This is a genomic window from Massilia sp., assembly GCF_032106685.1.
Classification (GTDB): domain Bacteria; phylum Pseudomonadota; class Gammaproteobacteria; order Burkholderiales; family Burkholderiaceae_D; genus Telluria.
In genome coordinates this window covers 1-11829 of sequence record NZ_DAMCPG010000024.1, presented here as the reverse complement: position 1 = coordinate 11829, position 11829 = coordinate 1, and the positions used below count along the sequence as shown (strand labels likewise).

The 11829-nt window shown below is 65.0% G+C and carries 10 protein-coding genes; 7 read left to right on the top strand and 3 right to left on the bottom strand.

The window, feature by feature from the left end; all coding sequences use genetic code 11:
• The first annotated feature begins 14 nt into the window (after positions 1–14).
• Both RT688_RS23850 and RT688_RS14185 read left to right on the top strand, forming a co-directional pair.
• Positions 15–71, top strand: a complete 57-nt coding sequence (locus RT688_RS23850; RefSeq protein WP_409521920.1) for a hypothetical protein — start codon at positions 15–17, stop codon at positions 69–71.
• Positions 72–251: 180 nt separating this feature from the next.
• Entirely contained in the window at positions 252–1457 is a 1206-nt protein-coding gene (locus tag RT688_RS14185; RefSeq protein WP_313705500.1) for a cyclopropane-fatty-acyl-phospholipid synthase family protein, read from the top strand.
• 429 nt (positions 1458–1886) lie between these two features.
• Here the strand turns inward: RT688_RS14185 and msrA are convergent, their stop codons facing one another.
• Positions 1887–2426 carry a peptide-methionine (S)-S-oxide reductase MsrA gene (msrA, locus tag RT688_RS14180; protein ID WP_313705499.1) on the bottom strand — a complete coding sequence of 180 codons (540 nt, stop codon included), beginning with the start codon at positions 2424–2426 and terminating at the stop codon, positions 1887–1889.
• 132 nt (positions 2427–2558) lie between these two features.
• Here msrA and RT688_RS14175 point away from each other — a divergent pair, with 132 nt between their 5' ends.
• The 5 genes from RT688_RS14175 (at position 2559) to RT688_RS14155 (ending at position 8857) form a co-directional block, all read left to right on the top strand.
• Positions 2559–3062, top strand: a complete 504-nt coding sequence (locus tag RT688_RS14175; RefSeq protein ID WP_313705498.1) for a flavin reductase family protein — start codon at positions 2559–2561, stop codon at positions 3060–3062.
• Positions 3063–3240: 178 nt separating this feature from the next.
• Positions 3241–4077 carry an SDR family NAD(P)-dependent oxidoreductase gene (locus RT688_RS14170; RefSeq protein WP_313705497.1) on the top strand — a complete coding sequence of 279 codons (837 nt, stop codon included), beginning with the start codon at positions 3241–3243 and terminating at the stop codon, positions 4075–4077.
• Positions 4078–4101: 24 nt separating this feature from the next.
• Positions 4102–5028 carry an AraC family transcriptional regulator gene (locus RT688_RS14165; protein WP_313705496.1) on the top strand — a complete coding sequence of 309 codons (927 nt, stop codon included), beginning with the start codon at positions 4102–4104 and terminating at the stop codon, positions 5026–5028.
• 319 nt (positions 5029–5347) lie between these two features.
• Positions 5348–6541 (top strand): acyl-CoA dehydrogenase, encoded by a 1194-nt coding sequence (locus RT688_RS14160; RefSeq protein ID WP_313705495.1) that lies wholly within the window; start codon positions 5348–5350, stop codon positions 6539–6541.
• Between the two features lie 276 nt (positions 6542–6817).
• Complete coding sequence (locus RT688_RS14155; protein ID WP_313705494.1) at positions 6818–8857, top strand: EAL domain-containing protein; 2040 nt, start codon at positions 6818–6820, stop codon at positions 8855–8857.
• Positions 8858–9175: 318 nt separating this feature from the next.
• Here RT688_RS14155 and RT688_RS14150 read toward each other — a convergent pair whose 3' ends face one another.
• Both RT688_RS14150 and RT688_RS14145 read right to left on the bottom strand, forming a co-directional pair.
• Positions 9176–9856: an OmpW/AlkL family protein gene (locus tag RT688_RS14150; RefSeq protein ID WP_313705493.1), complete on the bottom strand. Its 681-nt coding sequence runs from the start codon at positions 9854–9856 to the stop codon at positions 9176–9178.
• 81 nt (positions 9857–9937) lie between these two features.
• On the bottom strand, positions 9938–11278 hold the full coding sequence (locus RT688_RS14145; RefSeq protein ID WP_313705492.1) for an SGNH/GDSL hydrolase family protein: 1341 nt from the start codon (positions 11276–11278) through the stop codon (positions 9938–9940).
• Positions 11279–11829: the final 551 nt, after the last annotated feature.

The window sequence follows — 11829 nt, the reverse complement described above, 5'->3', positions numbered from 1 at the left end:
GTTTCCATGACCGCATCGTCTACGAGCGGCAGGAAGACGGCAGCTGGACGCGGCAGCGTTTGCAGCCTTAGTTGCAGCTTTCGTTGCAGCTTTCGTTGCAGCCTTCGTTGCGGCCTTAATTGCAGCCTTCGTCGCAAACGCAGTTGCTGGAGTAAGCAGGTCTCGACAAGCCGCCACCAGCGGCAGCAGTTTTCGAGTGATTCGTATGGCCGGCGCGGCATGACCGGCTTCTTCTCAGAGCGGAGGAATACGTGTTCAACGAAATGAAGCTGACTGCCTGGAGCGCGGGCATGCGCAGCAAGCTGTCCCTGCCCTTGCGGGTGGAACTCTGGAACGGGGAGCATGTCGACCTGTCCTCGGAAACGCCGCGCGTGACGATCCGCATTCCGCAGGCATCCTCGCTGCGCTACCTGCTCTCGCCCTCGCTGTACAAGCTCGGGCGCGCCTATGTCGAGGGCGCGATCGACGTCAAGGGCCGCGCCGCCGACATGATCCGCATCGGCAGCGAACTGGCCGCATCGACCGGCAAGCACGAACGCCACTTCACCCATCCGCTGCGCCTGCTGTCGCCGCACACGCGCAAGAAAGACGCCGAGGCGATCCGCTACCACTACGACGTCTCCAACGATTTTTACCAGGCCTGGCTCGACGAGAACATGGTCTATTCCTGCGCCTATTTCGAAACCGGCGAGGAAGACCTCGCCACGGCGCAGGTACGCAAGATCGACCACATCCTGACCAAGATCGGCGTGCGGCCCGGCCACACCCTGCTCGACATCGGCTGCGGCTGGGGCGCACTGGCGATCCGCGCGGCGCGGCAGTTCGGTGCGCGCGTGGTCGGGGTCACGCTGTCGGAGAACCAGGCCCGGCTTGCGCGCGAACGCGTGGCGGCGGCCGGGCTGCAAGGCCGCGTCGAGATCCGCCTGCAGGACTACCGCGACGTCGGCGGCCAGTTCGACCGCATCACCAGCGTCGGCATGTTCGAACACGTCGGCGTCAAGCACCTGCCCGAATACTTCGAGCGCATCAACGCCCTGCTCGCCCCGGGCGGCGTGGTCATGAACCACGGCATCACCAGCACCGACGTCGAAGGACGCTCGTCCCCCTATGGCGGCGGCGAATTCATCGACCAGTACGTGTTCCCGCACGGCGAACTGGCGCACCTGTCGGAAGTCATCAAGACCATGCAGCAAGGGGGGCTGGAAGTGCGCGACGTCGAGAACCTGCGCCGCCACTACGCCAAAACCTGCGCGACCTGGACCGAGAACTTCGAGAACCGGGCCGACGACATCGCCCGGCTCACGGACGCGAAGCGCTTTCGCATCTGGCACGTCTACCTCGCCGGCTGCGCCTACGCCTTCGCCCACGACTGGATCAGCCTGTACCAGATCGTCTGCGGCAAGGCCGGCGAAGACCCGGCGCAGATCCCGTGGTCGAGGAAGTACATGTACCCGTGAAACCCAGGGAAGCACTGATTTATTCTGGCGCGCAGGAATCGGACACGAAAAATGTGGCCGGCAAGGCGTAAACCGGAGCGATACCGGGGTATCGCGAGGATTTACAACGCAGCAGGACGCATTTTCTCGTGGCCGAGGCCGCTGCCATGAATAAATCAGTGCTTCCCTAGGGTTGGCTCGACATTGATGCCGATGGCATCAATGACGCCACGTGCGATGCTTTTGCCGCAGGGGTTGTCGGGCGGGCGCCTGTGCCCGCGCGGACTCATCGCTTGAGTCCAAGCGAACTCACTCTTATCGAGGTCGAAAAGTATCCGCGAAAAAGCTCGCTGTGGCCAGGAGCCAGCACGACCGGTTCGACCGATCCGAAGCGCCATACCGCGTGGACACAGGTGTCCACCCTACAGCGCCAGGATCAAACGCTCAGCCCTACTTCATGAACTGCTGGAAAGTCTTCCTGAACTTCGCCACCTTCGGCGCCACCACGAAGGCGCAATAGCCCTGCATCGGGTGCTGGGCGTAATAATTCTGGTGATATTCCTCGGCCTTGTACCAGGTATCAAGCGGCAGCACCTGGGTGACGATGGGCGCATCCCAGACGGCCGCCATCTCCGCCATCACCTGGCGCGCCGTCGCCTCCTGTTCGGCGCCCTGCGTGAAGATCACCGAACGGTATTGCGGGCCGACGTCGTTGCCCTGGCGGTCGGGCGTGGTCGGGTCGTGGATCGTGAAGAAGATCTGCAGGATGTCGCGGTAGCTGATGACCGAGGGATCGAACTCCAGCCGCACCACTTCGGCGTGACCGGTGGCGCCGCCGCATACCTGCTCGTAGCTCGGGTTGACGACCTGCCCGCCCATGTAGCCCGACTCCACGCGCGTGACCCCGCGCACCTCCAGGTAGACGGCCTCGACGCACCAGAAGCACCCTCCCCCGAGGATCGCCACGTCGGTCGTTTTTTGCTCGCTCATTGCTTACCTCGACACTGTTATATGTGACCTCACTCTAACGTAAAGTCACTTTTTATGCAGCGGCAACATGGAGACTGGCGGCGTCGAATGTCTCGCGATGGCATAATGAGCATGCAACTTTTCAAGGTACCGATGAACATACGCTCTCCCCGCGCCACCGAGCGCGATTTCGATTCGGCGCATTTCCGCCAGGCGCTGTCGCAATTCGCGACCGGGGTCACCGTCATCACGACGCGCCTGGCCGACGGCAGCTTCCGCGGCCTGACCGCCAGTTCGTTCAATTCCGTCTCGCTCGATCCGCCGCTGGTGCTGTGGAGCCTGGGCGCGCGCGCCAACAGCCTGCCCATCTTCAGCGGCAACTCGCACTACGTCATCAACGTGCTCGCGGCCGGCCAGGAAGAACTGGCCCTGCGCTTCTCGCGCCGCAGCGAAGACCCCTTCGCCGGCATCGACTACATGCTCTCGCGCACCGGCCAGCCGATCCTGAAAGGCGCGGCCGCCTGGTTCGAATGCCATAACCGCAGCCGCTATCCCGAAGGCGACCACGTGATCTTCGTGGGCGAAGTCGAGGAATGCGAAGTCGAACCCCAGCCGGCGCTGCTGTTCCATGGCGGCCGTTTCGGCGTCACCCCCTGAGCTGCACGCGGGCTTTTCTACGCGCCTGCATACTGACCGCACGCGAACGTCCCCGCCCGCGATCCTGCGAGGAATGCGCCAGCTTCCTGGAGTTTCAGGCAAGTCGCAGCCCTGCTCCCGCCCTACCATGCTCTCCACTTTCAACGCCACGCCACGTGGCACAACTGGAGAGAACATCATGAGCAAAGTCTGGTTCATCACGGGCGCCGGCCGCGGCATCGGCGCCGACATCGCCCGCGCGGCGCTCGCCGCCGGCGACAAGGTGGTTGCAACGGGCCGCAACCTGGCGCAATTGCGGGATGCGTTCGGCACGGCCGACCAGGAACGCGTCGCGCTGGTCCAGCTCGACGTCGCCAGCGAAGCGCAGGCGGCGCCGGCGATTGCCGCCGCGGTCGAACGCTTCGGCCGCATCGACGTGCTGGTCAATAACGCGGCCTACGGCCTGCTGGGGCGCCTGGAAGAGGTCACGCCGGCCGACATCGAACAGCAATTCGCGGTGAACGTGTACGGCGTCATGCACATGCTGCGCGCGGCGCTGCCGGTGCTGCGGCGCCAGCGTGCCGGGCACATCATCAACATCGGTTCGATCGCCGGCGTCACCGGTTTCAACGGTTCGTCCGTCTATTGCGCCACCAAGTTTGCACTGGAGGGCTTGTCGGCCTCGCTCGCGCTCGAGATCGAGCCCTTCGGGATCAAGCTCACGACCGTCGAGCCGGGCTTCTTCCGTACCGGATTCCTCGACCCGAGCTCGGTACGCTACGGCGCGAACGTCATCGAGGACTACGCCGCCCACGGCAGCATCGCGCAAACCTATGGCGCCTACAAGGGCAGGCAGCTGGGCGACCCCGTGAAGCTGGCAGCCGCCGTACGCACGCTGGCCGACATGGCTGCGCCGCCGCGCCGCTTCCTGGCCGGCAGCGATGCCGTCGCGATGGCCGAAGCGGAGCTCGAAGCGCGCCGCAACAACATGGCGGCCATGCGGGCACTGTCGCTGTCGACCGACCACGCCGACTGAAGGCTGGTGTATCCTGCGCCGACCATGACCGCAACCACGCCCTCCTCCGCCCCGGGACTGGCGCGCCTGGCCGCCCTGCTCGCCGCCAACGCGCCCTGCGATGGTTCGTTCGCCACCTGCATCCCGGGACTGCATGCGGTGCGCGCCTCCACCCCGAGCGAGGAGCTGGTGCACGGCCTGCACCGGCCGGCGCTGTGCATCGTGGCGCAAGGCGCCAAGACCGTGATGCTGGGCGACGAGGCCTACGACTACGACCCGTCGCGCATGCTGGTCTTCTCGCTCGACCTGCCGATCGCGGCCATGATCCGGCAGGCCAGCGTGGCCGCGCCCTACCTGTCGTTCCGGCTCGATTTTGACCAGGAGCGGCTGGCGGAACTGGTGCTGAAGGCCTGGCCCGACGGCGCGCCGCCGCTGCGCCAGGAGCGTGCGGTGTACGTGGCCCAGGCGAGCGAGGCGATCGTCGACGCCGCCGCGCGCCTGCTGGCGCTGGCCGCGCAGCCGGAAGACGCCGCCCTGCTGGCGCCGCTGGTACACGACGAAATCGTGCTGCGCCTGCTGCGCGGCCCGTTCGGCGCACGCCTGGCCCAGCTGGGGCGGATCGAATCGACCCGGGTCGGCAAGGTGGTGGCCTGGATCCGCGCCCATTACGACCAGCCGATGCGCATCGGCGAGATGGCCGACCTGGCGCACATGAGCCCATCCGCGCTGCACGGGCACTTCAAGTCGCTCACGTCGATGAGCCCGCTGCAGTTCCAGAAAACCCTGCGCCTGCAGGAAGCCCGCAGGTTGATGTTGTCCACCGGCATGGATGCGGGCCTGGCCTGCCAGCGCGTCGGCTACGTCAGCGCCTCGCAGTTCAGCCGCGAATACGCGCGCCACTTCGGCAGCGCGCCGACGCGCGACATGTCGCGCCTGCGCGAGGCCGGATTGACGGGCGCCGTTTTGTTCTAAGTACTCGACCAGCAATAAATGTGAATTTTGGCGAACAGAACCGGATGCGGTGCAAGGCGGCGAGTGTGCCGCAGTGCGAGCACTGCAAACACGAGCCAACGCAGCAACGCGCCGGTTATGGCAGCCAAAAACACATTTATTTTTGGGTGAGTACTTAGCATTAGCGCTATCCACCTCGCATCGACGCAAGCGGGAAAAATGAAAATGGCTGTCGCAGTTAGAAAAGATGCATCAGGACGTCCTTCCTATAATGCCTTGACCCCGGAATGCCCCCGCTGCCTTCCGCCGACAAGAACCCGAAAGAGACCAGGACCGATCCATGAAGCCATCCGATTCGCCTCGCAAGACCGCCTTCCACTGGGATGATCCGCTGCTGCTGAACAGCCAGCTCACCGACGAAGAGCGCATGGTGCGCGATGCCGCCGCCGCCTACTGCCAGGACAAGCTGCAGCCGCGCATCCTCGAGGCCTTCCGCCACGAGACCATGGACACCTCGATCTTCCGCGAGATGGGCGAACTGGGCCTGCTGGGCCCGACCATTCCCGAACAGTACGGCGGCCCGGGCCTGAACTACGTCGCCTACGGCCTGATCGCGCGCGAAGTCGAGCGCGTCGACTCCGGCTACCGCTCGATGATGAGCGTGCAGTCCTCTCTCGTGATGGTCCCGATCTATGAGTTCGGCAACGAGGCGACGAAACAGAAATACCTGCCGAAGCTGGCCACCGGCGAATGGATCGGCTGCTTCGGCCTAACCGAACCGAACCACGGCTCGGACCCGGGCTCGATGGTGACCCGCGCCCGTAAAGTGGACGGCGGTTACGCGCTCACCGGCTCGAAGATGTGGATCACGAATTCCCCGGTCGCCGACGTGTTCGTCGTCTGGGCCAAGGACGACGAAGGCGCGATCCGCGGCTTCGTGCTGGAAAAAGGCTGGGAAGGCTTGTCGGCCCCGGCGATCCACGGCAAGTTCGGCCTGCGCGCCTCGGTGACGGGCGAGATCGTGATGGACAACGTGTTCTGCCCGGAAGAAAACGCCTTCCCGGACGTGCGCGGCCTGAAGGGCCCGTTCACCTGCCTGAACTCGGCGCGCTACGGCATCGCCTGGGGCGCGCTGGGCGCAGCCGAAGCCTGCTGGCATACCGCACGCCAGTACACGATGGACCGCAACCAGTTCGGCAAACCCCTGGCCGCGAACCAGCTGGTGCAGAAGAAGCTGGCCGACATGCAGACCGAGATCACGCTCGGCCTGCAGGGCTGCCTGCGCCTGGGCCGCATGAAGGACGAAGGCACGGCGGCGGTCGAGATCACCTCGATCATGAAGCGCAATTCCTGCGGCAAGTCGCTCGACATCGCCCGCACCGCGCGCGACATGCTGGGCGGTAACGGCATTTCCGACGAATTCGGCATCATCCGCCACATGGTCAACCTCGAGGTGGTCAATACCTACGAAGGCACGCACGACATCCACGCCCTGATCCTGGGGCGTGCGCAGACCGGTATCGCCGCGTTCTGACAACGCCAGTGCATTTGCAAGGCGGGCCCGACACGCGTCGGCGCCCGCTTTTTTATGCCGCCTGCATGGTCGCGAAACGTGTTTATCCGGCAACATTAAAAATTATTCGTCAATACGCTACCGAATCCGCATAGATTTCGCGTTACCATGTGTTTAATCAATTAATTCTTCGATAGTGTTCCACCAACCTCAATCGCGCGGAACATGTACTCCACTGACACGTCGGCGTCGACCAATTCCCGGGCCCAGGGGTCATCGGCTCTGTCGCTTGATCTGTTGCTCAGTAACCTGCCCGGTGCGGTCTACCGCTGCCTGAACGATCCCGAGTGGACCATGGAGTTCATCAGCGCCGGCGTCGAGAAGCTGACCGGCTACCCGGCCGCGGCCTTCATCGGCGCGCATGCGCTCTCGTTTGCCGGCCTGATCCACCCCGAGGACCGTCCCAAGGTGGCCGACGACACCAACGCCGCGATCCGCGATCGCCGCTCCTACCAGCTGAGCTACCGCATCACCAATGCCGCCGGCCAGTTGCGCTGGGCCTGGGAGCAAGGGGCGGCCGTCTACGACGAGCGCGGGGTCGTGGTGGCGCTCGAAGGTTTTATCGCCGACATCACCGTGCTGCGCCGCGCCGACATGCTGGCCCTGGAACAGGCTTCGCTGCTGGACAAGGCGCACGACGCCATCTTCGTGATGGACATGAGCACCCGCATCACCTATTGGAACAAGGGCGCCGAACGCCTGTACGGCTGGACCGCCGAGGACGCGCGCGGCCAGCACATGCCCGACCTGCTGTGCGACGACCACGGCGCCCACAGCGAAGCCTGGCGCCAGGCGGTCGAGGAAGGCGAATGGTCGGGCGAGCTGTCCCAGCACCGGCGCGACGGCAGCCCGATGCAGGCCGACACGCGCTGGACCGTGGTGCGCGCCGACCCCGCCGCCGGCGTGCCGCAGAAGATCCTGGTCATCAGCACCGACATCAGCGAACGCAAGAGCAACGAGGCGCGCATCCACCGGCTGGCCTATTTCGACGCCCTGACCGAGCTGCCCAACCGCGCCAGCCTGCTCGACCACCTGCGCCGCGCCCTGGTCGGCAGCGCGCGCTCGCGCAAGTTCGGCGCGCTGATGTTCTGCGACCTCGACAACTTCAAGACCCTGAACGACACCCACGGCCACGCCGCCGGCGACATGCTGCTGCAGGCGGTGGCGCGCCGGCTCGAGCACAGCGTGCGCGAAGCCGACATGGTGGCGCGCCTGGGCGGCGACGAATTCGTGATCCTGGTGCCGCCCGAGGAGGACACGCCGGAAGCGGCGGCGCACCAGGCCGAAACGGTGGCGGCGAAGATCGTCGCGGCGATGGCCACGCCCTTCCAGCTGGCCGACTTCATGTACACGGTCTCGACCAGCGTGGGCGTGACCATGATCAGCGGCATGACCGACACGGTGGAATCGGCGCTGAAGCAGGCCGACACCGCGATGTACCAGGCCAAGGCGGCCGGGCGCAACACCTTCCGCTTCTTCGATCCGGACATGCAGGCCGCCTGGAGCGCGCGCTCGGAACTCGAGAGCGGCCTGCGGCGCGCCCTGCGCAACCACGAGTTCATGCTCTACTACCAGCCCCAGCTCGACGGCAACAGCCGCGTGATCGGCGCCGAGGCCCTGCTGCGCTGGCGCCTGCCCAACGGCGAGTTGCTCTATCCGACCGAGTTCATCAAGGCAGCCGAGGAAACCAGCCTGATCGTCGACATCGGCCGCTGGGTGCTGGCCACCGCCTGCGCCGAGCTGGCCGGCTGGCAGCGCAACCCGGCCACGAAGCACCTGTCGCTGTCGGTCAACGTCAGCGCGCGCCAGTTCGTCGAGCCCGACTTCGTCGCGATGACCCAGGAAATCCTGGCCGCCACCGGCGTCGATCCGCACGGCCTGAAATTCGAGCTGACCGAAACCCTGGTCGTCACGGATTTCACGCACACGGTGCAGACCATGGAAACCCTGCGCCGGCTCGGCATCACCTTCTCGCTGGACGACTTCGGCACCGGCTACTCGTCGCTGGCCTACCTGCGCAAGCTGCCGCTGGACCAGCTGAAGATCGATTACTCCTTCATGCGCGACGTCCTCACCGACCGCAACGACGCCTCCATCGTGCGCTCGATCATCGCCCTCGGCGGCAGCCTCGGCCTGCAGGTGATCGCCGAAGGCGTCGAGACCCCGGGCCAGCACGCCTTCCTGTCCGAAGCCGGCTGTCACGTCTTCCAGGGCTACCTCTACGAACGCGCCCTCAGCGGCGAACGCTTCACGCGCTACGTGGCCGGCGTGCATTGAGGGCGTTACGCGGCCTCAACCTTAGGGTGGGCACGCCGTGCCCACGCATTGCGGACGCATCCTTGCACCATTAACGGCGAGGTGTTGCCCGCAGACGCCGCATGGACCACGCTTCATACTGGCTTTGCCGTTCATTGCGCACGTTGCGAGCGATACATCGCTGCCGCGGTCCACGGACACGTGCGTAACGCGTGGCACACAGTGCCCACCCTACGAAAGCATCGCGGCGAAGCCACATGCATCCGATAACGCACGGACGAAAAAAAACCGGCAGGGTTCGCACCCTGCCGGTTGTTCGCGGCAAACGCCGCGTCGTGCTTAGAACTTGTAGCCGACGGCCAGGATGACCGACACCGGATCCAGTTTCATGTCCTGGGTCTGGCCGGTCGAGAAGTTCGCCACCGTGCGCAGGCGGGTCTTGTTGACGGTCATGTCGACGAACCAGCGCTCGTTGAGGTTCGTCACCAGGCCGACCTGGGCGGTGTAGGTGAACTTGTTGTCGATGCTCAGGGTCGTTGCCGGGCCGCCCGGGTTGGTCAGCGCGGTCAGCTTGCCCGAACCGCGTTCCTTCATGAAGTAGGCGTAGGTCGCGCCGATGCCGACGTAGGGACGGAAGGTCGCGCTCGGATCGAAGAAACGGTATTGCAGCAGGGCGATCGCCGGCAATGCCTCGACGGTCGCCAGTTCGCCCGTGCCCTGGATCGAGCCGGCGCCCTTGATCTTGTGCTTGTACGGGGTGCCCAGCGCCACTTCGGCCGAGATGTTGTTGGTCAGGCCGTAAGCGAAGATCAGCACCGGCTGGATGTCGCGGTCGACCGACGCCTTGGTGAACGGCAGGGCCGGACCGCTCAGGTCGCCACTTTCGACTTTCGGGGTCAGCTGGTTGAAGCCGAACTTCGCGGTCAACTGGCCGGCGGACTGGGCCGACGCGCCCGTTGCGCATGCCAGCGCGGCGGCAGCGACGGTCATTTTCACGACGCTATTGAAACGTACTTTCATTATTTCTCCTGATTCTTATAAGAGCCGCAGGGCCCGCCTGGCGACAGGCGGGCACGCAGGTTTCTCGTCTTTATTTTTTTATTACAGCCAGCCCTTGACGGCCATGTCCTTCAGGACATAACGAGCCACCAGCCAGTACTCGTACGGGGTCGGGTGGATCGTGTCGGCGTACATGTAGCGGGCGGTGTCGCCCGGAACCAGGGTACGGGTGGTGCACAGCAGCGAGGTGTCCTTGACCAGCGGGTTCTTCAGGTCGCAGGCCGGGGTGGTGACGTTGGTCAGGCCGTAGATCTCGGTGGTGCGCGGATTCGTCATCTGGTCCTTGCTGATGCTGTACAGGTCGACGTACAGGATGCGCGCATCGTTGCCCAGGCCGGCCTTCAGCTGGGCGTTGAAGGCGTTGACCATGGTGTCGATCAGCGGCTGCAGGGCCGGCTGCGCGCGGCCAGACGGGGTGTTGGCCACGTCCGGCAGGTTGTTCACGATGACGTACTTGGCGCCCTTGCCGACGATGTCCTTCATGACGATGCCGGCCTTTTCGGCGCCGGCCTTGGCCAGTTCCGCAACCAGGGTCTGGGCATTGGCGGCGGCGTAGTCGGCCGCTGCCTTGGCGCCCGCTGCCTGTGCATCGGCGCCGGCCTTGGTCGCGGCGGCGACGGCGGCGGTCTGGGTGGCGCCCTGCGAGATGGCGGCCATCACGGCGGCGTTGGTGACCGCGGTCTGGCCACCGGCGGCGTTGTTCTGGACCGCGGCGGTGATGATCGGCGCGGCGGTTGCCGGGTTCGGCGTGGTCGCGGCCAGGCCGCTGATCAGCAGGCTCGGGAACGCGCGCTGGCCGGCGGCGGTGCCGGCGGCGCTGACCGCGCCAAGCTGCATCAGGACGTCGTTGCCGCCGGCCATGATGGTGACCAGCTCGGTGCCGCTGAACTTGCCGCCGACCTTGGCCAGGTGGTTCTGGACCTGGGCGACGACCGGCAGGGTCATTTCGCCGATGTCGGCCTTGACGGCCTTGTTGCCCGGACCGATAGGATTGGTCACGCGGGCGCCGCCCTGGGCGTAGTTGAAGCAGTTGACGTTGTTGGTGATGGGGACGTTGAAGCCCTCGGCAGTGCCTTCCAGGCCGGTCTGTGCGGCGCACGGGGCCGGCAGGCGCAGCTCGGCAGCCAGCACTTCGGTCCAGTTCAGGCCGGTCAGGGCCGGATCCTTCGAGGTTTCCGAACCGTTGATGGTGAACTTGCCGCCGCCGGCAGCCTTGACCGCGCCGACGTTGTAGGTACCGACGTCCGACAGGCTGTCGCCGAACGTGACTTGCTGGCTGAAGGTAATCGGATGCGATTGGTCGCCACCGCTGCTACCGGTGCCGCCGCAAGCGGCGAGCGCAGCCGCGGTCAGCAGCGCAAGCGCGAAATTCTTTTGACGCATTGTGTCTCCTAAGGGGAAAGGATGTTTTTTCTGTTGAAACGAACGCCCGTGCTATTCGTGTCGTAACTAATATGCCAGTCTTCTCGTCGCTTGTATATATACCAATTGTCACGGCGTCGGCCGAAGACAACAGAACGCAACGATAAAGTGCTGGCAACGTTCTTGATTATATCAAGCATTAATGGTTGTTATATGTCAAAAGGCAATGCGCGCGCCTCGAGGAGCGGCCAGGACGGTCGAGTGTGGAGGGAATGCGACGCGGGAGCGGGAAATACGTCAGGTTCGCCACGATCGGCGTTGGCCGTGTAGTTCGTAGGGTGGTCACCCGTGTCCACGCGGTTCGACCGCTTGAACACCGCACGACCGTGCGATGCCGCGGGTTTGCCGACCGTGAGACCGCGTGGGCACAGGTGCCCACCCTACGAACTGCAGCGTTGGGGATTTTGTAGGGTGGGCTCTTGAGCCCACGCGGTTCGACTGCTTGAAGAGCGCACGATGAACCGCCCCGGGTTTTGTGGAGGCTCCATTCTTTGAGAAAATGGAGCTATGAA

Coding starts and splice junctions, on each gene's coding strand:
- RT688_RS14160 (WP_313705495.1), top strand. CDS start 5,348: ATGAAGCCATCCGATTCGCCTCGCAAGACCGCCTTCCACTGGGATGAT.
- RT688_RS14175 (WP_313705498.1), top strand. CDS start 2,559: ATGAACATACGCTCTCCCCGCGCCACCGAGCGCGATTTCGATTCGGCG.
- RT688_RS14170 (WP_313705497.1), top strand. CDS start 3,241: ATGAGCAAAGTCTGGTTCATCACGGGCGCCGGCCGCGGCATCGGCGCC.
- RT688_RS14145 (WP_313705492.1), bottom strand. CDS start 11,278: ATGCGTCAAAAGAATTTCGCGCTTGCGCTGCTGACCGCGGCTGCGCTC.
- RT688_RS14150 (WP_313705493.1), bottom strand. CDS start 9,856: ATGAAAGTACGTTTCAATAGCGTCGTGAAAATGACCGTCGCTGCCGCC.
- msrA (WP_313705499.1), bottom strand. CDS start 2,426: ATGAGCGAGCAAAAAACGACCGACGTGGCGATCCTCGGGGGAGGGTGC.
- RT688_RS14165 (WP_313705496.1), top strand. CDS start 4,102: ATGACCGCAACCACGCCCTCCTCCGCCCCGGGACTGGCGCGCCTGGCC.